The organism is Arthrobacter sp. Alg241-R88 (assembly GCF_900537115.1).
Taxonomy (GTDB): Bacteria; Actinomycetota; Actinomycetes; order Actinomycetales; family Micrococcaceae; genus Arthrobacter.
In genome coordinates, this window is the sequence record NZ_UNRG01000008.1 from 89,754 (window position 1) to 113,701 (window position 23,948).

Sequence of the window (23,948 nt, forward strand, 5' to 3'; positions counted from 1 at the left end):
AGAACAGGAGGCAGGCCAGTGAGCCCCGATGCCGAACTGACCTACGAAGCCCGGCCACCACGGCCCAGCGCGATAGCCGGCTACGGCGACTGGCCTGCCTATGTTCAGCAACACCCCAGGTACCAGGCCGCCGCCCCGGCGTCGCAGGAACTCGCGGACGCGCTTGGGGTACCGGGCTCGCCGCAGCAGCCGAAGGTAACGGTCCACTGGGCGGAAACGTACGACGGCGTCACAACCTCCCAGCTCAGCTGGCAGTTGGGTTTCGGCCCGCGCACCACTGGCTGGCTGGTCCGGCCGGCCGGGGTTTCCGGCCCCCTGCCGGGAGTCCTTGCCCTGCACTGCCATGGGGGAAACAAGTTCGGCGGGGCGGACCGGCTGGTGGAACTCCCGGAATCACATCCCTCGGCGGAAAACGCGCGGGCAGGCCACTACGACGGCCGGGCGCTTGCCACCGAGGTTGCGCGCCGGGGCTTCGCTGTCCTCGCCCACGACACGTTCGCCTGGGGCAGCCGCCGCTTTGACCTCGCCGTTCCGCCGTGGCGGACGGCCTCGGCACTGGAGGCGCGGCAGGCGCAGTGGCGGCAGGCCGGCGTCGTGCCTTCCGAAGCTGATGAATACAACGCCGCCGCCGCTTTCCACGAGGAAACCGTGGCCAAGACCGCCGGCCTGCTGGGCACCAGCCTCGCCGGCATGGTGGCCCACGACGACCTGGCCGCCCTGGAGATTCTGGCCGGACTGCCGGACGTGGACCAGGACCGCCTGGGCTGCATCGGCTTCTCCGGCGGCGGTGGCCGCTCCGTTGCCCTTGCCGCCCTGAGTCCGCGGATCCGCAGCTACGTGGTGACGTGCATGATGACCACTTTCCAGTCGCTTCTTCCCGCCCACCTGGACGCGCATTCCTGGCTGCTGCAGACTCCCGGCCTGTGGCGGCTGGGTGACTGGCCTGCGCTCACGGCAAGATCAGGCGCGGGCCACCTGCTGGTGCAATACGCGCTGGCAGATGAGCTTTTCCCCGAAGACGGCATGCGTGAGGCCCACCGCATACTGGAGTCACTGCACCGCCCGGGGAGCTACACCGGAAGCTTCTGGCCGGGCGGCCATGTTTTTACAGCCCAGATGCAGGAGGAAGCCCTCCACTTCCTGTCTTCCACGCTTCACGCCACGCAGCCGGACACATCCGGCCCGGCTGCCGCGGCCACACCCGACGTCCTAACCACCTTCAGCCCGCGAGGAACTTCCTGATGACTCAACAATCCGCCACCGCGGAGAACAGCACCCACACGGCGCCGGCAACTGACCCGGCAGCGGTTCCGCGGATAGCCCTGGTGGGCGTCCACGGATTCGGCGAACGCCACCTGGCCAACCTCGCCCGGCTCGAGGAAGCCGGGGCCCTGGAACTGGTCGCCGTCGCGGACCCCAATCCTCCCGCAGAAGGACGGCTGGCAGAGTCGGTAGCCGTCTTCGATGACCTGGGACAGCTGCTGGCAGCGGATCCGGGGGTCGACGTCGTAATCCTTGCCACCCCCATCCAGACGCATGCCCCCTTGGCCCTCGCGGCGTTGGCAGCGGGCAAGGATGTCTATGTGGAGAAGCCGCCCGTGGCGTCCCTCGCCCAGTTCCAGGAGGTGTTGGCAGCCGCTGAAACCGCCGGACGGCTGGTCCAGGTGGGCTTCCAGAGCTTGGGTTCCCACGCATTGCCCGCCATTCGCCGTTTGGTGGAAGCTGGCGGGATTGGTGACATCCTCGGCCTGAGCGCGAAAGGGCAGTGGGTGCGGAACAAGGCCTACTTCAAGCGTTCGCGCTGGGCCGGGAAGCGCAGCCTGGACGGCATCGACGTGGTGGACGGTGTGGCAACCAACGCCCTCGCCCACGCCGTGGCCACCGCACTCCATATGGCGGGAGCACACACACTCGCGGACGTGGAAACAGTGGAGACGGACCTTTACCGGGCACACGACACCCAGAGCGATGACACGTCCATCATCCGCGTCCGCACCACCGGCGGGACCACGCTGCTTTGCGGGCTGACGCTGTGCGCGCCCGAGCAGCAGGATCCGTCCGTGACCGTGCACGGAACCCGCGGCGAGATCACCCTCTACTACACCCAGGACGAGGTGGTCATCAGCACCGCCGACGGCGAGCGCCGCGAGGAATTCGGCCGCACCGACCTGCTCGAGAACCTGTTGGATGCCCGCTCGACGGGTGCCCCGCTGCTGTGTTCCCTGCCAGACACCGGCGCTTTCACTACTGTGCTGGAGGCCATCCGAACAGCCCCGGCACCCCAGGCCATCCCCGCAGACGCCATCACGTGGGAAGGCGAGGGGGACGACGCCCATCCGGTTGTTCACGGTATCGGCACCTTGATCGAGCGCGCCATCAAGGCGCAGGCCACCTTTGCCGAGCTGGGAGTGCCGTGGGCGCGGGCCCTACCGCCGGTCCGCGCTTTGACGCTGGACGGCCAGGCCATCGCCGAGTACCAGGACGGCAGCCGGATCCGAGCTGTCTCGTCGCCACGGCCTTACCTGCACCCGGTACGTACCCTTCAAGGCACCGTGGTGACGGACCACCAGCCGCTGGACCACGTGTGGCACCTCGGCGTCGGCGTGGCCCTGCAGGACGTGGACGGCATCAATTTCTGGGGCGGGCGTACTTACACGCGCGAAGCCGGACAATACGTCTGGCGCCCGGACCACGGCAGCATCAGCAGCACAGCAACTCTCATTGAAGAAACGGCCGCCACGTCCCGTGGCCACGACGGCCGGCTGCAGGAGACCCTGACCTGGAACGGGCCCGACGGCGCCCCCGTCCTGGTTGAGGACCGTCGCTGGACCTGGTCCGGCGTCAGTTCCTCCGCCTGGCAGCTGTCCCTGGACTTCGCCCTCTCCCCTGCCGGGAACCAGCCGGTCAGCCTCGGCAGCCCCGGATCCAACGGCCGCCACGAAGGTGGCTACGGCGGGTTCTTCTGGAGGCTGCCGGCCTGCCTCAGTGCCGCCGTCTGGACACCCGCCGGCGCCGGCGAATCAGAGGTGCACGGCTCGGTAACGCCGTGGCTCGCCTGGGCGGGGAAATTCGAGGCAGGAACGTTCGACGGCGGGACTGCCGACGGCGGTATGCCACACGGCAGCGCCACCCTTGTTTTCGTGGCGGCGGAAGGTTCCACCGACCCCTGGTTCGTCCGGGTGGACGGTTACCCGGGCGTGGGCCAGTCACTCGCCTGGGACACCCCGGTGATCGCAGAACCGGGCACTTCCGTCCAACGCAGCATCACCGTTTTTGTGGCCGACGGCATCCTGGGCACAGCAGACATCGAAGCATTGATCAACCGGCAGGGGAACCGTTCATGAGCCAGACCACAGCAGACACCACACCGCTTGCGGGCAGAGGGACCGGCACCGCGATGCTGGACGCGACGCCATCAGGACCCGCCGCGGCTCCTGCCGTCCGGGTGGCACCAGCCTCCGCCGAGGACCGCGCGGTCAAGCGGAGCCGTGTCATCGACATCCTCGACGCCAAGGGCCAGAATTCCCTGCTGCTCACCACCCACACGGCACTGACCTGGTATCTGGACGGCAGCCGGGTGCACATCAGCCTGGCCGGCGATCCCATCGCAGCCGTCCTCGTGGACCGCGGCGGCGACCACCTGGTCACCTTCAACAACGAAGCCGGCCGCATCGCTGCCGAGGAACTGCCCTCCGGCGTCACTCTCCACTCGGTGCCCTGGTACGGCAACCTGCACGAGGTAGCAGCCGCCGTCGGCACCGCCGGGAAGGCCGCACCGCTGGCCGAAGCAGCCGTAGCCGCCGAGTTGCGCGCCGCACGCCAGCAGCTGCTCCCGGCTGAAAGCGCCCGGTATGCCCGCCTCAGCGCCGACGTCGCTGCCATCATGACCGACGTGCTCTCAGCCGCACGTCCGGAAACCACCGAGTTTGAGCTGGTATCCGCGCTGGCCGCCCGGGTTGTAGCCGCCGGTGCCGAGCCGCTGGTCCTCCTGTGCAACGGCAGCAGCCGAAGCGATTTCCGGCACCCGCTGGCCACCCACGCGCCCCTGGGCCGGCGCGCGATGACTGTGGTGTGCGCCCGGAGGGACGGCCTGGTGGCCAACATCACCCGCTGGGTAAGATTCGACGCCGGCACCCCGGAAGAGCGCGACGCCGAGGCCCGCATCGCCGCAGTGGAAGCCGACATCTTCGACGCCACGGTTCCCGGCGCCCGGCTGGACCGGATCTTTGCCGAGATCCAGGCCGCCTACGCACGGCACGGTTTCGGCGCCGAGCAATGGGAACTGCACCATCAGGGCGGGCCCGCCGGCTACGCGGGACGCGACCCCCGGGTCACCGCAGCGGCGACGGACACGGTGGTCCTGAACCAGGCCTTCACCTGGAACCCGTCCGGGCCCGGCGTCAAGATCGAGGACACTGTCCAGCTCACCGAATCCGGCCTGCAGGTCCTCACGGTCGACCCGCGCTGGCCAACGACCACCGTGAACGGGCTCGAGCGGCCCGCCACCCTCCAGCTCTAGCCACAACGCTCTCTCACTTAATGCGCCAAAACGCCAAACGCTCTCTCAGTTTCTGCGGTAAAAAGCGAAACGCTCTCTCAGTTGTAGCCGTGGTATCGGCACACCAACTGAGAGAGCGTTTCGGTTATACCAACATCAACTGAGAGAGCGTTTCGGTTAAACCAACATCAAGTGAGAGAGCGTTACTGGGGAAGTACCAGTTCCCCGTCCACCCGGCGCGGGATGCCCAGCGGGTTGCTTTCGCGCAGTGCCGGGTGCAGGACCGTTTCGGGGGCATCCTGGTAGGCCACCGGACGCTGGAACCTGCGGACCGCCGTCGCACCCACCGAGGTGAAGAGCGAGGTGGTGGCCGGGTAGGGCCCGCCGTGCTGCTGTGCCCAGTTGACGGCCACGCCCGTGGGCCAGCCGTCGAAGAGGACGCGGCCCGCCAGGTTGGACAGCTGTTCCACGAGCCCGGAAATGTCCTCGCCGGGCTGGGCGTGCACCGTGGCGGTCAGGCTGCCCGGAACCTTGGCCAGGACCCCGGACAGCTCCTCCTGGTCCGTGTATTCGATCAGCATGGTGGTGGGGCCGAAGCACTCCTCCAGCAGTTCCTCGGGGCGCTCAAGCGCCTTCGCCGCGGAGGTGGAGAAGACCACCGGGGCGGCCCCATCGGACACCGCATCCTGGTCCACGCTTCCGCTCACCACATCAACGCCTTCCACGGAAGCGAAGCTGCGCAGCCCGTCCGGGTACGCCTCGGCGATCCGGGTGGTCAGCATGCCGAGCGCCGGCTTGTCCTTGCTGGCCTCCGCCACTTTCGCGGCGAAGTCCGTTCCCGCCGGAATGAAGACCAGCCCGGGCTTGGTGCAGAACTGGCCGGCGCCAAGGGTGAAGGATCCGGCCAGACCCTCGGCAAGCTGGGCGGAGCGCTCCGCCAGGGCCCGCTCGGTAACGACGACGGGGTTGAGGCTGCCGAGTTCGCCGTAGAAGGGGATGGGCTCAGGGCGGGACGTGGCCAGGTCGAAGAGGGCGCGGCCACCGGGGATGGAGCCGGTGAAGCCGACTGCTTTGATGGCGGGATCCTGGACCAGCGCCGTTCCCACCTCGCGGCCGGCCACCAGGGCAAAGAGTCCTTCCGGCGCTCCTGCCGCAGAGAGTGCGTCGGCCATAATTTCGGCTGTCCGCTCCGAGAGCCGAAGGTGGCCCGAGTGGGCTTTGACGATGACGGAGCACCCCACGGCAAGGGCGGACGCGGTATCTCCGCCGGCTACCGAAAAGGCGAACGGGAAGTTGGACGCGGAGAACACCGCAACCGGGCCGATCGGCCGCAGGATACGGCGGAGGTCAGGCTTGGGCGGCGTGGAGTTCGGGTCGGCATGGTCGATCACGGCTTCGAGGTAGGAACCCTCGGTGATCACGCGGGCGAACAGGCGCAGCTGCCCGGTTGTCCGGGCCACTTCGCCCGTGAGGCGGGTTGCGCCAAGGCTCGTCTCGGAATCCGCGATCTCCACGAGTTCCCTGGCGTTGGCGTCGAGCGCATCGGCCACGGCCGTGAGCCAGGCGGCACGTTCCGCGTCGGAGGCTGCTGCGGAGATTTTGGCTGCTTCGGTGGCGGCGGCCGTGAGCTCGGACAGGGAAAGGGTTGCAGTTGTCACTTGAGGTACCTGTTCTTCGTGTCTGGATTCATCGAGTCTGCGTTGATCTGCTTTAGCCTGCGTCGTGGAAGCGGAAGCCGAGTCCGGGCCGGTCCGCGAGTGTCAGCCGGCTGTTGCTGAACCGGACCGGCGAAGGACCGGCCAGGATCCCCAGCTGCTCAAAGGATGCCTCCTCCACGTCCTCCACCAATGTGGGCTCCGCGAGCGTGAGCGCCAACTGGCCGGACAGCTCCGGCAGCAGGTGCGGCATCACCTTGATGCTGTTGGTCCGTGCAAGCTCAACAATGCGCCGGAACGGTGTGATGCCACCCACCCGGATGATGTTGGGCTGGATGATGTCCACTGCTTCCGCTTCGATGAAATCGCGGAAGCGGTAGATGGTGTGCAGGTTTTCACCGAGGGCGATCGGCACGGGCGAGTGCTTCCGGAGCCTGCGGTAGGCCCAGAGGTCGTCCGCGCGGATGGGCTCCTCGAGCCATTGAAGGCCAAACCCGGACAGGACGTCCAGGGCTTTGAGCGTGGTGGGCAGGTCCCAGCGCTGGTTGGCGTCGATCATCAGCTTCCGGTCCGGCCCCAGGACGGCGCGGACCGCGGCCACCCGTTCGGCGTCCTCACGGATGTCCGGCTTGCCCACCTTGATCTTCACTGCCTGGTGACCGGCGGCAACCCACCGCTCAGTCTGGGCTACGAGCTCTTCGAGGCTGTAGTGCAGGTTCACTCCCGAGCCGTACACCTCCGCGGACTCCTGGCGCTGCCCCAGGAGCCCGGTGACGGAGGTGTTGGCACCGGAGGCCCGCAGGTCCCACAGGGCCAGGTCCACCCCCGCCATGGCGATGGTGGTCAGTCCCCCGCCGCCGGCTTCGTGCAGCCGTTTCCATACCGCGTCCCACACAACCTCCGGGTTGGCAGGCAGCCCGGTGATGAACGGGGCGATGTCGTAATCCAGCAGGGCCTTAACCGCCTGCGGACCAATGGTGGGCGTCCAGGAGAAACCGTGCCCCGCTCCGCCGTCGTCCGTGTGGATCTCCGTGGTGATCACGTGGTTTTCCGGCGCCTCAACACCCCAGCTGCGGCGCAGCGGAACGGTGATGAGGCGGGTGGTCAGGCCCGTGATGCATGGCTCCGTGCGGACGGCAACAGTTGCGGGGGCACTCATCAGCGGCCGGCCAGCTCGTAGCCCTTGGCGAGGATGGCCTTCAGCTGCACCAGCTGCTCCTCGGTGGGGTCAACCAGCGGCGGGCGCACGGAGCCGACGGGCAGTCCGCCCAGGCGCAGGCCCGCCTTGATCAGCGAGACGCCGAAGCCCGGGGTCTGGTCGCGGAGCCGGACCAGCGGTGCGTAAAAGCCTTCCAGCAGGGCGTTGCGGCGGTCCTCGTCGCCGGCCATGTATGCGTCGTAGTAGGCCTTGGCGATCTCCGGGGCCATCGCGAAGGCGGCCGAGGAGTAGAGCGGGATGCCAAGGCCGCGGTAGGCGCCCTGGGTCAGTTCGGCGGTCAGCAGGCCGTTGAAGAACGCAAAGTCCTCCCGTCCGGTGGCACGGACTGCGGACACGATTTCCTGGGCCAGGCCCACGTCGCCCAGTCCGTCCTTGAAGCCGACCACCTTGGGGTTGGCCGCCAGCTGTGCCATGGACGCGGCGGTGAACTTGGCGTTGCCGCGGTGGTAGACGATCACCGGGAGGCTGCTGGCGTTGGCCACAGCCTCGATGTACGCCACGAGCCCGTCAGTGGGGCCGGTGACCAGGTACGGCGGCAGCACCAGCAGTGCGTCCGCGCCGGCTTCTTCCGCAGCGCGGGCGGCTGCAATGGCGTGACCCAGCGGACCGCCGGCGCCGGCTACTACCGGCACCTTTCCTGCGACAACCTCGACGGCGGCCGTCACTACGGTACGGACCTCGTCGATGCTGAGGGCGTGGAATTCGCCGGTGCCGCAGGCGGGGAAGACGCCGCCGGGCCCGAACGGGAGGCGGGAGCTGATGTGTTCCTTGAGCAGCTCTACGTCAACGGCGCCTTCGGCAGTAAACGGGGTGACGGGGAAGAACAGTACGCCGTCGAATTTCATGGTGTCTCCTTGGCTCCGCTGCCGGCGGTAACCAGCGCAGAGTTCTCGTCGTTGAGGGTGGGGTGGGACTTCAGTTCAGTGCGCCAGCTGCGCGTGGGGTGCCAGCCCAGGAGTTCCTGTGCCTTGGCGATGGAGAAGGCCGGGCTGGTGCCGGTAAGTCCTGCGCTGAGGGCCTCGCTTCCGGGCAGGAACCTGGGCATCAGTTCCGCCAGCGGCGCGGTGGCCAGGGCATCCGCGGCTCCCACGAAGAAGGTTTCCCCGTTGGGGATGGACGGCATCTTCTCCAGCAGCAGGTCCAGGAAGTCCGCCACGTCCCGGGCATCCACGTAGTTGAACAGTGCGGGCGCCGACAGGGCGGGATCGGCCAGCCGTTCGGCGAGCGTGTGGCCCTGCTGCGTCGGTGCGCCTTCCCATTCCTCCGGCGAGATAACAAAACACGGGCGGAACGCCGCATAGCGGATCTTCTCCCCCTGGGCGGCAGCGAAAGTCTGCATTGTCTGCTCTGCGATGAGTTTGGACAGCGCGTACGCGTTCCATGGGCGCGGCGGGGTCCGCTCGTCCAGCGGGAACGACGGCGGCAACCAGCCTGCGGGCGAACCGTAGCCCAGTACGGTGGGGCTGCTGGCGGTGACGATCTTCTCCACGCCGACCTCCGTCGCCGCACTGATCACGGCAAAGGCGAGCCGGGTGTTCGTGGCGAAGATGACGTCCTCAGGCGCGCTGAACGGTACCGCTATCGCCGCAAGGTGGATGACGGCGTCGGGCGTGCTTTCCCGGAGGAGGCGCAGCGCCTCCCCCGGGGCCAGGAGGTCGGCAGTTTCCTGCACGACGCCGGCGGGCAGCTGGTCAGCGGGGACGGCGTCGCGGTCCACCGAGATGACCTGATGGCCCTTGCCGGCAAGCCCGGCCACAACGCTGCGGCCCAGGCGGCCGGAGCCGCCGGTGACAAATATTCTGCTCATGGTTGTTCCCGCCCGCGCGTCAGTTGCCGCGGCGGAGGTCGACGCCGAGGTCCAGGTCCTCGATGCGTACGGGCAGGGAGGACTCGAGGGAGCGGTTGCCGGCGATGCCGACAGAGACGGAACGCAGCCCGTCCAGGTAGCCCGAGGGGCGTCCCAGCGGATCCTCGCCCGGTCCGTTGAAGAGGTCCGAGAGGAGCAGTTCGTCACCGCCGCCGTGGCCGCCTTCGCCGTTGACGATCGGCACCTCGTAGGCGGCTTCCCAGTGGCGCTGGACCACCAGGCGTTCGCCGTTGCGGCGGATGGCGTCATCCTCTTCGATGGGGGTGGCGCTCGGGTCCACTACTGTCTTTTTGTCCGTGCTGCTGGTAACGGCGGCGCGTTCAACGACCTCCAACTCGGCACGGCCTTCCGTGCCGTTCACCGCTACCCGGTAGCCCTCCCAGGGGCTGTGGGCGTTCAGCGAGTAGCTCAGGCGCGGGCCGCCCTGGTACTCCACCACCAGTGCGAGGTTGTCCTCGATGGTGATGCCGCCGGTAAAGACGTCCTGGTCGCGGCGGTAGCCGTCGTAGTGCTCGTTGTCCAGGAAGAGTGCCTTGAGCCGCTCATCTTCCCGCAGGTCGAGGGTGAACGGATCCTTCTCCGCGTTGGCTTGGACAGCAGCATCCGCGTCCGGCGTTCCGCGCTCGGGGCGCGGACCGAGGCCGCGCTCGGCGGCATTCTTGTCGCCGTAGAATTTGAGCCCGCCGGAGGCGAAGACCCGCTCGGGAACGTCGTCGATCCACCAGTTGACGAGGTCGAAGTGGTGGGAGGCCTTGTGGATCAGCAGGCCGCCGGAGTTCTTCTTTTCGCGGTGCCAGCGGCGGAAGTAGTCCGCGCCGTGCACGGTGTCCAGGACCCAGCTGAAGTCGATGGACGTGACCTTGCCGATCACGCCGCTCTGGATGATCTCCTTCAGGGCGCTGTTGCGCGGCGAGTAGCGGTAGTTGAACGTGACCACGACGTTGCGGCCGGTCTCGTGGACAGCCCGGGTGATGCGGCGGCAGCCGTCGGCGTCAATGGTGAGCGGCTTTTCGACGACGACGTCGGCCCCTGCGCGCAGTGCCTCAACAATGTAGTTGGCGTGGGTGTAGTCCGGTGTGGTCACCACCACACGGTCGATGTTGTTGTCCTGGATGAAGGCGGTGAGGTCGGCAGGATCGAAGGACGCTACAGGACCCGGTGCGCCGAGTTCCTGGATGAGCTTCTGGTAGAACTCCACGCGGCCCGGGTTGACGTCCGAGAACGCCACCAGTTCGGCGGTGTCTGCGTGCTTGCCGAAGATGGCGCGGATATACATTTCGGAGCGGCCGCCGGTGCCGATCAAAGCAATGCGGGCTTTGCCGCTCCGTCCTGCAGCACCGACGGCGGCGGCGGTGTCCGGGGCAGTTGTTGCCGCCTCTGCAGCAGTACTCGACTCGGCTGTGTTGACCATGAGGGGTCCCTTTCGAAAGCTAATACCCGGCCGCAGCGGGCGGCCTCTGACGTTCGACAATCGGTGCACTGCTGCACCTGCCTAAGAAAGCGTTTTCTCAGGTCGCTATTAGATTTGTACCAACCGGAACGTGCATCCGTCAACCATTATCAGCATTGGGAGAAAGCGTTTTCTAGTGCTTTCGCTGATGAACTCGCTCACAGCAGCCCGAAAGTTGTGGGAAAACTTGGGAAAACAGTAGAAATCGCTTTCCCAGGCCGGTATATGCTTTGACTCAATACACCGCGGACAACCCGGCAGAAACCTGCCGGCGGGCAGCAACACGGCTCAGGGCACGGCCCCGCCGCGCTTAGGAAGGGACCACCATGGTCAGGAGATCGGCAACCGGCAGGATCGGGATCGCGGATGTTGCGGTCAAGGCTGGGGTGTCCCATGCGACGGTGTCCCGCGTAATGAACGGCAACTTCACGGTGGACCCGGACATCGCCTCCCGCGTCCGGGCCGCTGCCGCGGAGTTGAAGTACCAACCCAACCCGGTGGGCCGCAGCCTGGCCCTGGGCAAGACCGACACGATCGGCATCGTGGTGCCGGACCTGGCTAACCCCACGTTCCAGGCAATCCTGCGTGGCCTGAGCCGTGCGGCTGCCCAGGACGGGTACCGCGTCCTGATCGCCGACTCGTTTGAGGTTTCCAGTGAAGAAACCATTCTCGCCGGCGAAGCCCGCCGGCGCTGTGACGGCCTGGTCCTGTGCGCTCCGCGCATGAGCGACGCTGAGCTGGAAGAGATTGCGCCGTCGCTCCGGCCGCTGGTGCTGATCAACCGCACTACCGCAGCGGCGGATGTACCAAGCCTGGTGGTGGACTACGGCCAGGGGGTGCAGGACCTCGCGGAGCACCTGGTGGACCTTGGCCACACCCGCCTGGCATTCCTGGCCGGCCCGCCGCGAAGCGCGTCCAACGGCATGCGGCTCCAGGGCCTGGAAGCATTCAAGGCCGCCCACCCCCACGTGGATGTCCGGATGCTGGAAGGCGGCTCGGACTTCGACACCGGGCATGAAGCCGTGGACGCGGTACTGGAAAGCGGCGCCACCGGAATTCTTGCGTTCAATGACCTGGTGGCCATGGGCCTCATGAGCGGGCTCCACGAACGCGGCCTCGACGTTCCGGGCGACATCTCGGTGACGGGTTTCGATGACATCCCCTTCGCCCGGTACACCACGCCTGCACTCACCACCGCCGCCGTCCCGATCACCGAGCTGGGCGAGCAGGCGTGGCACCAGCTCCGCGCACTGATCCGCAAGGAAGACAACGACGCACCCGGCAGCCGGTACCAGCCGCGCCTCCAGGTCCGGGCCAGCAGCGGCCCGGCCAAGGCTCCCCGCTCAACGGTGCACGGCTAACCCCTTCCCGTCAGTGGAGTTTTTGTCCAGATATGCAGACTTTGACGCGGTCTAACGCTGCATATCTGGCCAAAAACTCCGGCTGCACCCGGCACTATTCCGACTGCTCGCCCGGGCCCACTCCGGCCTCGCGGTAGTAGCCCTCGATGTGGGCAGCCACCAGCTTGGCCGCCCGCTCGCCGTCGTTATTGTGAACGGCGGCGAGAATGTCGTGGTGTTCGATGCGCAGACGGGCTGCCGTGGCATCCCAATTCGGCAGGTTGGCAGTGAGCCGGGACGCATAGCCGGTGATGGATTCCCGCAGCGATCCCATCATCGCGCTGACCACTGCGTTCCCCGCCGCATCCGCCAGGGCCAGGTGGAAACGAACGTCCAGGGCAAGGAACTCATCCACTTCCATCACTTCGGCATCCATCTTCTCCAGGAGCCGGGAAGCGCCGGCCAGCTCCGGTGAATCAGGTTTGGCATGGGACACTGCCCACGACTCCAGGAGCACGCGCGTCTCCACAATGTCGGCAACGGGAAGGTGCTGGGTGGCAACGTGCAGCCGCAAGGCCGAGCCGAGGGCCGCCGTCGGATCCGAAATGACCACTGTCCCTGCCTCGGGGCCGGACCCCACTCCCGCGCGCACAACTCCCATCGCCTCGAGAATCCGGATGGCCTCCCGGACGGAGGTCCGCGAGACCTGGAGCTGCTCGGCCAGCGATCGCTCAGCCGGGAGGCGGCCGCCTACTGCCAGCCGTCCCTCGGATAGCTCGTTCTCAATCCAGGACAGGACAAGCTGATGGGTCTTCATGGGGCAATAGTAGTTGATGTGGTTGGACCACATGCCCTACAGTGTGGCTAGACCACAGGACTATCTGCGCGAACGGCAGACCTGTCACCGGCCCAACGGAGGACGCCATGACCCACACCATCCAGCCCAACAACCCGGAGACCACGCCCGCGCCGGACGCTACGGATGTTCCGGTAACGTCCGCGCCCGCAGCAGCCGCGGCTCCTGCGGGAAAGGCGCCCGCCGTCCCGGCAGCCCTGAGGCGCCGCATCCCCAAGTACTCCGACTTGGCCCCCCTGATGCAGTTCAAGAAGCCCGAGTTCAGCAAGGAAGCCCGGCTCAAGCGCGCCAGCACCGTCTGGGAACTGCGCGACATCGCCAAGCGCCGCACCCCGCAGGCGCCGTTTGATTACACGGACGGCGCTGCCGAGGAGGAGATCACCCTCCGCCGCGCCCGGCAGGCCTTCCTGGACATCGAATTCCGTCCCGGCATCCTCCGGAACGTGTCCACCATCGACCTGAGCACCGACATCCTGGGCAAGCCTTCCCGCCTCCCGGTGGGCATCGCCCCTACCGGCTTCACCCGGATGATGCAGTCCGAAGGTGAGTACGCCGGTTCCCAGGCCGCCGAAGCCGCCGGAATCCCCTACACGCTCTCCACCATGGGCACCGCCTCCATCGAGGATGTGGCAGCCGCCGCTCCGAACGGCCGCAACTGGTTCCAGCTGTACCTGTGGACGGACCGCGACCGCTCCCTGGAGCTCATCGAGCGTGCCGCCAAGGCAGGGAACGACACCCTGATGGTCACGGTGGACACCGCAGTGGCCGGCGCCCGCCTCCGTGACGTCCGCAACGGCATGACCATCCCGCCGGCGCTCACCATCAAGACTGTCCTGGACGCTTCCTACCGCCCTGCCTGGTGGTTCAACTTCCTCACCCACGAGCCGCTCACGTTCGCCTCGCTGTCCCGCTACACGGGTACCGTGGCGGACCTGATCAACTCCATGTTCGACCCCACCCTCACCTTCGAGGACCTGGACTGGCTGCGCGAAACATGGAAGGGCAAGCTGGTGGTCAAGGGCATCCAGACGGTCGAGGACGCCCGCCGGGTAGTAGACCACGGCGCAGACGGTGTGGTCCTCTCCAACCACGGCGGCCGCCAGCTGGACCGCGCACCCATCCCGTTCCACCTGCTCCCCGAGGTCAAGCAGGCGTTTACCGCGGACAACACTGACGCTGCGATCATGCTGGACACCGGCATCATGAGCGGCGCGGACATCGTGGCTGCCCTTGCGCTCGGCGCGGACTTCACCCTGATCGGCCGGGCCTACCTCTATGGCCTCATGGCGGGTGGCCGGGCAGGCGTTGACCGCACCCTTCAGATCCTCGAAAAGGACATGGCCCGCACCATGGCTTTGCTGGGCGTCAGCAAGCTGTCCGAGCTGACCCCGGAGCACGTGCGCCTGCTGAACAAGTAGGTCCCCCCAACTAAGTAGCGCCAAGTGTCGTTTTGAGGGTTCAAAACGACACTTTGCGCTACCTACTTGGGCTGAAGACCTACTTCTTGCGGCCGAACTTGGGCAGGTTGGGCAGGTTCGCGAGCAGGTCAGCCGCCTTGGTGGCCGCGCGGCCCACTGTCCGGCCGATCTGCTGGGGCACGCTGTCGTCGCTGAGCGGGGCGGTGGTTCCGCCAGGGATGACGACGGCGGGACTCAGGTCAGCGCCGTCGGGCGCCAGCACGCCAGCCGAAACAGCTTCTGCCGCCACCGCACCGGCTGTGACATCGCCGCGGCTGGCCGGAGCAGCAGGCGCCGCAGAACCGGCGTCCGGGATGGACGCGGACGCTGCCGGAGACTCCTGGGCGGGAGCCGCAGCGCCGACGTCGAAGGTCTCAAGCCAACTAGCGATCCCTTCCAGCGGCTTGCGGTTCAGCGCGTAATAGCGCTTCTGGCCCTGCGCGCGCATGCTCACCAGCTGGGCTTCCCGCAGGACTTTCAGGTGCTTGGAAATGGTGGGCTGGCTCGCTGCCAGTTCCTCCACGAGCTCCCCCACGGCCTTGTCTCCGGAACGAAGGGAGGTCAGGATGTCCCGCCGGGTCGATTCCGCAATGACGGCAAATACGTCGTCTGTCACCATGCCTCCAACCCTAGCGACATATGCCCCGAAAGGCATCAACTATTTCGCCGGCCACGGGCAGAAGGAGGACACGTCGCCTAGTCGAACCACGGGTCCAGCCCATGCAGGGGAAATACAGCCTTGCGGGTGGCCATCACTGTGCGGTCCACGGCGTCATTGGGGTCGAACCCCACTTCCCAGGACCGCCACCAGAGCTCGACGTCGTCGCCCATCAGTCCGGGCGCTGCCGCCCCGAATTTGTCCTCGACATAAATCCGCCAGTCCTCCGGGACGGCAGTCCGCAGCGGCACGGGCCTCCCCGCGGCGATGGCAATCAGGTGGCTCCAGGACCGCGGAACCACGTGCAGGACGTTGTACCCGCCGCCGCCGGTTGCAATCCAGCGGTTGTCGCAATAGCGGGCGGCGAGATTCCCGACGGCGGTGGCCGCCTCCCGCTGCCCGTCAACGCTGAGGTTGAGGTGCGTCAGCGGATCCGTCCGGTGCGAGTCACAGCCGTGCTGGCTCACGATCACGTCCGGCTGGAAGGCTGCCACCAGTTGCGGCACCACCGCGTGGAACGCCCGCAACCAGCCTGCGTCGCCCGTCCCCGAAGGCAGCGCGATGTTGACCGCGCTTCCCTCGGCCTTCGGCCCACCGATTTCATTGGCGAACCCGGTGCCGGGGAACAGGGTGAGCCCGCTTTCGTGCAAGGATACGGTGAGCACACGGGGATCGTCCCAGAAGATGCTCTCCGTCCCGTCCCCGTGGTGGGCGTCGACGTCGATGTACGCCACCTTGCGGATGCCGCCGTCGAGCAGCTTCTGCACGGCCAGCGCGGCATCGTTGTAGATACAGAACCCGCTCGCCTTCTCACGTGCGGCATGGTGCATGCCGCCGCCGAAGTTCACCGCGTGCAGGGCCGATCCCTCCAGGATCCTGGAAGCGGCCAGCAGGGATCCGCCGGCCAGCCGCGCGGCGGCTTCATGCATACCGGCGAACGCAGGATCGTCTTCGGTCCCCAGGCCGCGGGCTTCGTCAGCCGCATATGGATCCGCACTGACCCTGCGGACGGCAGCCACGAATTCAGCCGAGTGGACTGATTCCAGCTCAGCGTCGGTGGCGACGCCGGGCTCTGCCACTGAAACGTGGCCGAGCTCGAAGAGTCCCAGGCTTCGGGCCAGGCGTGCCGTGAGGTCCATCCGTTCGGGCGCCATGGGGTGGCCCGGACCGAAATTGTATGCGGTCATGTCGGCGCCCCACACCACCGTCGTTGGCGGCGCGGGCTTGCTGAGACCGGGCAGATATGTCATCAATCACAGGCTACCCGAGCCCGTGCCCCTACCGGCCCGGCCATTACGCCGGCATAAGTGGTTTACTACTGAGGGAAGCAGATTCGACCGAGGACAAGCCACACATGACGCAAAGCCAGTCGAGGCCCCGGAACCCGGCCAGCTGGCACCCCGCGCAGGAGCGGGAGGGCCTCTGGGTTCTGACGCGGCTCCGCGACTTCATTGACGAAATAGCCAACACCTCGCCGGCCCGGCTTGCGCTGAGTGCGTTCGCCGCCGTATGCCTGGTGTTCACATTCCTGCTGTCCCTGCCCATCTCCTCCGCCACCGGTACTGTCACGCCTCCCCACCAGGCTTTGTTCACGGCCGTCTCCGCGGTCTGCGTCACCGGCCTGACAGTGGTTTCCACGGCGGTGCACTGGTCCTTCTTCGGCCAACTGGTCATCCTGATTGGCGTCTTCATCGGAGGCCTTGGCACCCTGACGCTGGCGTCACTGCTGGCGCTGATGGTCAGCAAACGCCTGGGTGTCCGCGGAAAGATTATCGCGGCGGAATCGATGAACAATGCCGGCCGGCTGGGCGAGGTTGGCACCCTGCTGCGGATCGTCATCACCACCTCGGTGGTCATCGAAGGAATCCTCGCGTTGGCCCTCATTCCGCGGTTCCTGACCCTGGGTGAGCCCTTCTGGCAGTCTGTCTGGCACGGCATCTTCTATTCCATCTCCTCCTTCAACAACGCCGGCTTCACCCCGCACTCTGACGGCATCGTGCCCTACGAGACGGACCTCTGGATCCTCATCCCCCTGATGCTGGGTGTCTTCCTGGGCAGCCTCGGATTTCCCGTGGTGATGGTCCTGCAGCAAAACGGGCTGAACTGGAAAAAGTGGAACCTGCACACCAAGCTCACCATCCAGGTCTCCTTGATCCTGCTGGTGGCCGGCACGTTCCTGTGGGGGTTGATGGAGTGGGACAACTCCCGGACGATCGGGGGGATGGATTTCGGTGACAAGATCACGCATGCCCTTTTCGCCTCCGTCATGACGCGGTCCGGCGGATTCAACCTTGTGGACCAGAACCAGATGGAGTCCACCACCATGCTCCTGACCGACGCGCTGATGTTCGCCGGCGGCGGGTCAGCTTCAACCGCGGGCGGCATCAAAGTGACAACCATCGCCGTGATGTTCCTGGCGATCATCGCCGAGGCGCGGGGCGACGCCGACGTCAAGGTCTACGGCAGGACCATTCCCCAGGGCAGCATGAGGGTGGCTATCTCGGTGATCGTCGCCGGCGCCACCCTGGTGTCCGTGTCCGCCTTCCTCCTGCTCCACATCAGCGGTGCTTCGCTGGACCGGGTGCTGTTCGAAACGATCTCGGCTTTTGCCACGGTCGGGCTGAGCACCAACCTCAGTGCCGAGCTGCCGCCGTCGGGCGTGTACGTTCTCAGCGCCCTGATGTTCGCCGGCCGCGTGGGTACCGTGACCCTCGCCGCCGCCCTGGCCCTGCGCCAGCGCAGTCAGCTGTACCACTACCCCGAAGAGAGGCCCATCATTGGCTAGTTCCCCAGACGCCCCCCGGCGGCCCGCACACAACGCCCCGGTGCTGGTCATCGGGCTGGGCCGCTTCGGTTCCTCCACCGCCGAGCAGTTGGTCAAGCAAGGCCGGGAAGTGCTCGCGATCGAACGGGACCGGACCCTGGTGCAGAAGTGGGCGCCACTCCTGACGCACGTTGTCGAGGCCGACGCCACCAACATCGACGCGCTCCGCCAGCTGGGCGCGCAGGAGTTCAGCTCCGCCGTCGTGGGCGTTGGCACGTCCATCGAATCCTCAGTGCTGATCACCGTGAACCTGGTGGATCTTGGCATTGAGCATCTGTGGGTGAAGGCCATTACGCCCTCGCACGGCAAGATCCTCACCCGCATCGGCGCCAACCACGTGATTTACCCTGAGGCCGACGCCGGGGTCCGGGCTGCCCACCTCGTGTCCGGGCGCATGCTGGACTTCATCGAGTTCGACGACGACTTCGCCATCGTGAAGATGTATCCGCCGCGCGAAACAGTCGGGTTCACCCTCGACGAGTCCAAGGTCCGGTCCAAGTACGGCGTGACGATTGTGGGCGTCAAGTCACCCGGGGAGGACTTCACCTACGCGCGGCCGGAAACCAAGGTGTCCTCCCGCGACATGCTGATCGTGTCCGGGCACGTGGACCTGCTGGAACGCTTCGCGGCCCGGCCGTAATCCCCAGCCGCACCCTAACCTCGCACGCTCGGCCAGGGAACCCTGCGGCCGTGGGCCCACATCAGCCCAGCTGTTTGGTGATCTCCGCTGCCCTGTCCGCTGCTGCGCGCGCTCCGGCGGCGATGATGGACGGAATACCCCGCTCGTCGAAGGTTGCGATGGCCCGCTCTGTGGTGCCGTTGGGACTGGTCACCGCTTTGCGCAACGCCGCGGGACTGGCGCCGGGCTCGGCGAGCATAAATCCGGCGCCCGCCACGGTTTCGCGGGCCAGGAGCAGGGACAGTTCGGCGTCCAGGCCCAGCTCCTCCCCTGCGGCAGCCATGGCCTCGGCCAGATAAAAGGCGTAAGCCGGGCCGGAGCCGCTGATGGCCGACAAGGCGTCCACCTGTCCTTCCGGCACCTCGACAACGGTCCCGGCGCCCTGCAGGATGTCCTTGACCTTCTGCAGCTGTTCCGGGGTGCAGTTGGTGCCCGGAGAAACTGATACGACACCGCGTCCCAGCTTGGCAGGCGTGTTGGGCATGCTGCGGATCACCGGCTGGCCGGCGGGCAGGGCGGCTTCAAGCTGGGCGATGGATACAGCGGCGGCCACACTTACCACCACGGTGTCGCGCGCCAAAGAACCGCTGATCTCGCGCGCGAGGTCGGTAATGCCAACAGGCTTTACTCCCAGGACCACGACGCCGGACCCCTTGGTTGCCTGCTTGTTGTTATCCGGCTCTTCTTCACCGGCGATCGCGGTGATGCCGTGATAGCGCTCGGCGAGTTCCGCGGCACGCTCCGCGCGCCGTACCGTGGCCACGATGTCGGCCGGGTCCGTGCCGGCCTCCAGCAGGCCGCCGAGGATGGCTTCGTTCATGGACCCACAGCCAAGGAATGCGATTCGGTTGCTCATGGCTCCATCATTGCAGCTTGGTCCTGCCGGCGCAGAAATCAATTGCCGGCAGAAAGTTAACAGAGCGGGAACTCGCGGTTATGGGTTCACAGGTGGCTCACATGTTGAGCGCAGCTTCCTCACAAGTGGCTTCCCTAAAGTAGGTACTACCTCATTGAGGGTGCGAGTGATGCGGCAGGCATGGGGATGCCTGCCAAGGCACCGGTGGCTGGCAACAGGTTTTCCCCCATTTTCCTGTTGCCGGTCCCGGTGCTTCCGCATTTAACCGCTTGTCCTAGACGGATGCCTCCACGGCTGCCGCCACTACATGCGCGGCGGGCTCCAACGGACCGGAGAACACCAACTGGTCGAGGCGGCGGAGGATCAGGCCCTCACGGAGCGCCCACGGACAGATCGTGATTTTCTTGAACTTGAAGAGCTCCAAAGCCGTCTCGGCGACGAGCGCCCCGGCAAGCAGCTGGTGTGCCCGCGCCTCGGAAACGGCCGGCAAGTGGAGCCGGTCCTCGGCTTTCATCGCTGAGATGCGGTGCGCCCAGACCCCCAGGTCCGAACCGCGCAGCTCTCGCTTGACGTAGGGGCCCGCCGCGCTGGGAGCGGCACCGGCGATCCGGGCGAGGGACCGGAAGGTCTTGGAGGTTCCGGCGACGACATTGGCCCGGCCCAGCCCGTCGAACTCACGCACCGCCGGCTTGAGCGTGGCACGGATATAGCGCCGCAGTTCCTTCACGCTCTTGGCCGAGGGCGGGTCCTCGGCCAGCCAGTCCCGGGTGAGCCTGCTGGCTCCCAGCGGCACCGAGGTGGCGACCTCCGGCAGTTCGTCCTGGCCGAAGGCCATCTCAAAGGAGCCGCCGCCGATGTCCAGGTTCAGGATGGGTCCGGCGCCCCAGCCGTGCCAGCGCCGGACCGCGAAGAAGGTCATGGACGCTTCTTCGCTTCCGGTGAGCTCCTGCAACGTGACGGTGGTTTCGTGCTTGACGCGGGCCAGCACCTCGGGGCCGTTGGTGGCTTCGCGGATGGCGGAGGTACAAAAAGCAAGGAGGTCCTCGGCGTTGTGCCGGGCGGCGAACTCCCACGCTTCCAGCACGAATTCGGTGAGTTCGTGCTGGCCGGCATCGCTGATGCTGCCGTCCGGCTCCAGGTACTGGACCAGGGACAGCGGCCGTTTGTGCGATGCAAAGGGCACTGGCCGCGCACCGGGGTGGGCATCCACCAGGAGGAGGTGGACAGTGTTGGACCCGATATCGAGGACGCCTAGCCGCATGCTGCCATTATTGCCCGGCCCGGTCCTTCTGATCCAACTGGCACGTCACATCAAACCGGGCACGGGGAGAAAGTCAGTTCCCGGCCGGATCGGCCGGGGCGCCGTCGGAAAGCTCATCGGCACGCTTGAAGTCGCGCTTGATGTTGGCAACGCCCTCGGGGTTGATCTCGAAACCATAGGCCGCGCCGGGGTTGATGACCATGCCCAGCTCGTCCCCGATGTTGGCGATAATGGCGGCACCCTGGGTGCCCAGCACGTTGGGAGCCGCTTCCAGGTACTGCTGGTCAACACGGCTCGGGTGCGAGAAGACAGCCAGGACGGGGTCGCCATCGGCATTGGCCAAAACGAGGGGCTCCACCTGGGAATCCTCGCCCTCGATGCCGTCCGAGCTGACGATGTAGACTTCGCTGTTCAGGAAGGACAGGATGACGTCCACGGGGCTGGCATCAGGCTGTCCGCCCTTGGCGAGCTTCTCCTCGAGGTCGTTGAGCGGCTGGAGATCCGTGTGCGCGGGCTGTTCAGTCATATACCTACTCGACCACGTTGTAGTGGCCCGCGCAAACGGTCTTCCGATTACTTCTTCGCCGTGGCCTTCTTCTTGGCCGGAGCCTTGCGGGCTGTAGCGGTACGCTTCACCGGTCCCTTGGCGCGCTTCTCGGCGAGGAGCTCAACAGCCTGTTCCCGCGTAAGTTCCTCCAACGAGGTGGCCCGCGGAACGGTGATGTTGGTGATGCCGTCGGTGATGTAGGGGCCGAAGCGGCCTTCCTTCACCACAATGTTCTTCTCCGACACCGGATCCGGCCCGAACTCCGCGAGCGGCGGCACGGCGGCACGGGCACCGCGCTGCTTGGGCTGGGAGTAAATCTCCAGCGCCTGTTCCAGCGTGATGGTGAAGATCTCCTCCTCGGAGCCAATCGACCGGGAGTCAGTGCCCTTCTTCAGGTACGGACCGAACCGGCCGTTCTGCACGGTGATGAGGTTGCCCTCGGCGTCTTCACCGAGCACGCGGGGCAGGCTCATCAGCTGCAACGCCTCGTCGAGGGTCACCGACTCCACAGTCATCGACTTGAAGAGCGAACCTGTGCGCGGCTTGGCCTTCACCGGCTTCTTGGGCGGCTTCGGCTTGCCGTTCTTGTAGTACTCCACCGGCTGGTTGGCGATTTGTTCCTCGGTCATCTCGGGGATGATTTCGGTGACATAGGCGCCGTAGCGGCCGTTCTTGGCAACGATGGTGTGCCCGGTGTGCGGATCCGCGCCCAGGACGCGTTCTTCCGGTGCGGCGGTCTCCATCAGCTCAATGGCCTTGGCGGCCGTTAATTCGTCCGGCGCGAGGTCCTCCGGCACGTTGGCACGCGCGGACTCCACGATCTCCCCGGTCTTCGGGTCAACGGTGGCGGCGGAACTTTCCAGGTACGGGCCAAATTTGCCGACTCGGAGCGTGATCTCGTCCGTGATGGGAATGGAGTTGATTTCCCGCGCGTCGATCTCGCCCAGGTTGTTGACGATGCTGAGCAGGCCCGGATCGGAGTCTTCGCCGAAGTAGAAGTGCTTAAGCCAGGAAGCGCCTACGGCCTGGCCATTGGCGATCTTGTCCAGGTCGCCTTCCATGTCCGCCGTGAACTCGTAGTCAACGTAGTCGCTGAAGTGCTGCTCCAGCAGGCGGATCACGGAGAAGGCGATCCAGCTCGGAACCAGGGCAGAGCCTTGTTTCCGGACGTAGCCGCGGTCCTGGATGGTGGAGATGGTGGACGCGTATGTGGACGGCCGGCCAATGCCCTTCTTCTCCAGTTCCGCCGTCAACGACGCTTCCGTGTAACGCGGCGGGGGTGAAGTCTCGTGGCCCACGGCGATGATCTCGGAAGCAGCGAGGGCGTCCCCCTTGGCCACATTGGGAAGGCGGCGGGCTTCGTCGGAGTCGTCGTCGCCGCGGGTCTCGTCCTTGCCTTCCTCGTAGGCTGCCAGGAAGCCGGGGAAAGTGATGACGGTACCGGACGCGGAGAACTCAGCGTCCCGCCCGTCGGAGGCAACGGCACCCAGGCGGATGGTCGCCGTCGACCCCTTGGCGTCGCCCATCTGGGAGGCGACGGTCCGCTTCCAGATCAGCTCGTAAAGCCGGAATTCGTCGCCCGAGAGCTGCTTCGCCACCTGCGCGGGAGTGCGGAAGGAGTCACCGGCAGGACGGATGGCTTCGTGTGCCTCCTGCGCGTTGGCTGCCTTGCCGGTGTACACGCGAGGTGACTGCGGGATGTACTCGGGGCCGTACAGCTCGGAGGCCTGGCGCCGGGCAGCGGTCACGGCTTCGTCGCTTAGCGCGGAGGAGTCCGTACGCATATAGGTGATGTAGCCGTTTTCGTACAGCCGCTGGGCCACCTGCATGGTGCTTTTGGAGGAGAAGCGAAGCTTGCGGCCCGCTTCCTGTTGCAGTGTGGAGGTGGTGAAGGGCGCAGCCGGACGGCGGGTGTACGGCTTGGTGTCCACGGACCGGACGGTGAACGATGCGTCCTGCAGCCCCGCCGACAGGGAGGTGGCCAGCTCCTCGTTGAGGTGGGCAACGTTCTTTGAGGTCAGTACGCCGTCGTCGTTGAAGTCCCGGCCACTGGCCACCTTGGCACCGTCCACGGCGGCGAGCTTGGCCTTAAAGGAACCGGCGTCGGCGCCGAACTGCCCGGAGAGGTCCCAGTAGGAGGCGGCCTTGAAGGCCATGCGTTCGCGTTCGCAGTCAACCACCATGCGGGTAACCACGGACTGCACGCGGCCTGCGGACAGGCCACGGGCCACCTTGCGCCACAGCACCGGGGAAATTTCGTAGCCGTAGAGGCGGTCCAGGACACGGCGGGTTTCCTGGGCGTCCACCAGGGCCGAATCAACATCGCGCAGGTTGCCCATGGCGCGCTGGATGGCTTCCTTGGTGATTTCCCCGAAGGTCATCCGGTACACCGGGACCTTGGGCTTGAGCACTTCCAGCAGGTGCCACGCGATGGCCTCGCCCTCGCGGTCCCCATCGGTTGCGAGATAAAGTTCGTCGGCGTCCTTGAGCGCAGCCTTGAGCTCGGTCACCTTTTTCTTTTTGTCCGCGGACACCACATAGTAGGGCTTGAAGTCGTGGTCAATGTCGACGGCGAACTTGCCTACCGAGGTTTTCTTCAGTTCGGCAGGGAGTTCCGACGGCTGCGGCAGGTCGCGGATGTGACCAATGGAGGCCTCTACGATGAAGCCCTCGCCAAGGTATTTGGCGATGGTCTTGCTCTTGGCCGGAGACTCCACAATCACGAGTTTCTTGCCGGTTTTGGCCTTGCTTGGCACGGTGCTCCTACAGAAAAAGGTTGCT

General features: G+C 66.4%; 19 protein-coding genes. 7 read left to right on the plus strand and 12 right to left on the minus strand.

Annotated elements, in window-relative coordinates; all coding sequences use genetic code 11:
* The first annotated feature begins 18 nt into the window (after window positions 1-18).
* From G6R19_RS16165 to G6R19_RS16175, 3 genes are read left to right on the plus strand one after another with little or no spacing between them, the layout of a single operon-like run.
* Window positions 19-1,242 (plus strand): acetylxylan esterase, encoded by a 1,224-nt coding sequence (locus G6R19_RS16165; RefSeq protein ID WP_240341918.1) that lies wholly within the window; start codon window positions 19-21, stop codon window positions 1,240-1,242.
* Window positions 1,242-3,344 carry a DUF6807 family protein gene (locus G6R19_RS16170; RefSeq protein WP_163166806.1) on the plus strand — a complete coding sequence of 701 codons (2,103 nt, stop codon included), beginning with the start codon at window positions 1,242-1,244 and terminating at the stop codon, window positions 3,342-3,344. Before G6R19_RS16165 ends, G6R19_RS16170 begins: the two co-directional genes overlap by 1 nt.
* A gap of 53 nt (window positions 3,345-3,397) precedes the next feature.
* Window positions 3,398-4,519 (plus strand): M24 family metallopeptidase, encoded by a 1,122-nt coding sequence (locus tag G6R19_RS16175; protein WP_240341922.1) that lies wholly within the window; start codon window positions 3,398-3,400, stop codon window positions 4,517-4,519.
* 182 nt (window positions 4,520-4,701) lie between these two features.
* On the opposite strand, the gene G6R19_RS16180 is transcribed toward G6R19_RS16175, so the two are convergent.
* From G6R19_RS16180 to G6R19_RS16200, 5 genes are read right to left on the minus strand one after another with little or no spacing between them, the layout of a single operon-like run.
* The gene (locus G6R19_RS16180) at window positions 4,702-6,156 is read right to left on the minus strand and encodes an aldehyde dehydrogenase (NADP(+)) (RefSeq protein ID WP_163166810.1); all 1,455 of its coding nucleotides are present in this window, start codon (window positions 6,154-6,156) and stop codon (window positions 4,702-4,704) included.
* Between the two features lie 52 nt (window positions 6,157-6,208).
* The gene (locus G6R19_RS16185; RefSeq protein WP_163166812.1) at window positions 6,209-7,312 is read right to left on the minus strand and encodes a mandelate racemase/muconate lactonizing enzyme family protein; all 1,104 of its coding nucleotides are present in this window, start codon (window positions 7,310-7,312) and stop codon (window positions 6,209-6,211) included.
* On the minus strand, window positions 7,312-8,217 hold the full coding sequence (locus tag G6R19_RS16190) for a 5-dehydro-4-deoxyglucarate dehydratase (protein ID WP_163166814.1): 906 nt from the start codon (window positions 8,215-8,217) through the stop codon (window positions 7,312-7,314). The genes G6R19_RS16185 and G6R19_RS16190 overlap by 1 nt, the downstream gene beginning before the upstream one ends.
* A complete protein-coding gene (locus G6R19_RS16195; protein ID WP_163166816.1) occupies window positions 8,214-9,179 on the minus strand; it encodes an NAD(P)-dependent oxidoreductase in 966 nt (321 codons plus the stop codon). Before G6R19_RS16195 ends, G6R19_RS16190 begins: the two co-directional genes overlap by 4 nt.
* 19 nt (window positions 9,180-9,198) lie before the next feature.
* A complete protein-coding gene (locus G6R19_RS16200; protein WP_163166818.1) occupies window positions 9,199-10,650 on the minus strand; it encodes a Gfo/Idh/MocA family oxidoreductase in 1,452 nt (483 codons plus the stop codon).
* A 365-nt stretch (window positions 10,651-11,015) separates the two neighbouring features.
* Between G6R19_RS16200 and G6R19_RS16205 the strand changes: the two genes are divergently transcribed.
* Complete coding sequence (locus G6R19_RS16205; protein ID WP_163166820.1) at window positions 11,016-12,050, plus strand: LacI family DNA-binding transcriptional regulator; 1,035 nt, start codon at window positions 11,016-11,018, stop codon at window positions 12,048-12,050.
* A gap of 94 nt (window positions 12,051-12,144) precedes the next feature.
* Here the strand turns inward: G6R19_RS16205 and G6R19_RS16210 are convergent, their stop codons facing one another.
* Entirely contained in the window at window positions 12,145-12,846 is a 702-nt protein-coding gene (locus G6R19_RS16210) for an FCD domain-containing protein (RefSeq protein WP_163166822.1), read from the minus strand.
* 107 nt (window positions 12,847-12,953) lie between these two features.
* Here G6R19_RS16210 and G6R19_RS16215 point away from each other — a divergent pair, with 107 nt between their 5' ends.
* Window positions 12,954-14,303, plus strand: coding sequence for an alpha-hydroxy acid oxidase (locus tag G6R19_RS16215; RefSeq protein WP_275898073.1), 1,350 nt, complete (start codon window positions 12,954-12,956; stop codon window positions 14,301-14,303).
* 79 nt (window positions 14,304-14,382) lie between these two features.
* Here the strand turns inward: G6R19_RS16215 and G6R19_RS16220 are convergent, their stop codons facing one another.
* Both G6R19_RS16220 and G6R19_RS16225 read right to left on the minus strand, forming a co-directional pair.
* The gene (locus G6R19_RS16220; protein WP_163166824.1) at window positions 14,383-14,961 is read right to left on the minus strand and encodes a metalloregulator ArsR/SmtB family transcription factor; all 579 of its coding nucleotides are present in this window, start codon (window positions 14,959-14,961) and stop codon (window positions 14,383-14,385) included.
* 77 nt (window positions 14,962-15,038) lie between these two features.
* Window positions 15,039-16,250 (minus strand): acetoin utilization protein AcuC, encoded by a 1,212-nt coding sequence (locus G6R19_RS16225; protein WP_163166826.1) that lies wholly within the window; start codon window positions 16,248-16,250, stop codon window positions 15,039-15,041.
* A gap of 104 nt (window positions 16,251-16,354) precedes the next feature.
* On the opposite strand from G6R19_RS16225, the gene G6R19_RS16230 reads away from it, so the two are divergent.
* Window positions 16,355-17,785 carry a potassium transporter TrkG gene (locus G6R19_RS16230; protein ID WP_163166828.1) on the plus strand — a complete coding sequence of 477 codons (1,431 nt, stop codon included), beginning with the start codon at window positions 16,355-16,357 and terminating at the stop codon, window positions 17,783-17,785.
* Between the two features lie 40 nt (window positions 17,786-17,825).
* Window positions 17,826-18,464, plus strand: coding sequence for a TrkA family potassium uptake protein (locus G6R19_RS16235; RefSeq protein ID WP_172801511.1), 639 nt, complete (start codon window positions 17,826-17,828; stop codon window positions 18,462-18,464).
* Window positions 18,465-18,525: 61 nt separating this feature from the next.
* Here G6R19_RS16235 and proC read toward each other — a convergent pair whose 3' ends face one another.
* The 4 genes from proC to topA all read right to left on the minus strand — a co-directional run bounded on the left by proC (window position 18,526) and on the right by topA (window position 23,923).
* Entirely contained in the window at window positions 18,526-19,359 is an 834-nt protein-coding gene (gene proC, locus G6R19_RS16240) for a pyrroline-5-carboxylate reductase (RefSeq protein ID WP_163166830.1), read from the minus strand.
* 274 nt (window positions 19,360-19,633) lie between these two features.
* Window positions 19,634-20,620 carry a Ppx/GppA family phosphatase gene (locus G6R19_RS16245; RefSeq protein WP_163166832.1) on the minus strand — a complete coding sequence of 329 codons (987 nt, stop codon included), beginning with the start codon at window positions 20,618-20,620 and terminating at the stop codon, window positions 19,634-19,636.
* A gap of 73 nt (window positions 20,621-20,693) precedes the next feature.
* Entirely contained in the window at window positions 20,694-21,146 is a 453-nt protein-coding gene (locus G6R19_RS16250) for an SseB family protein (protein WP_163166834.1), read from the minus strand.
* Window positions 21,147-21,193: 47 nt separating this feature from the next.
* Window positions 21,194-23,923 carry a type I DNA topoisomerase gene (gene topA / locus G6R19_RS16255; protein ID WP_163166836.1) on the minus strand — a complete coding sequence of 910 codons (2,730 nt, stop codon included), beginning with the start codon at window positions 23,921-23,923 and terminating at the stop codon, window positions 21,194-21,196.
* Window positions 23,924-23,948 lie beyond the last annotated feature (25 nt).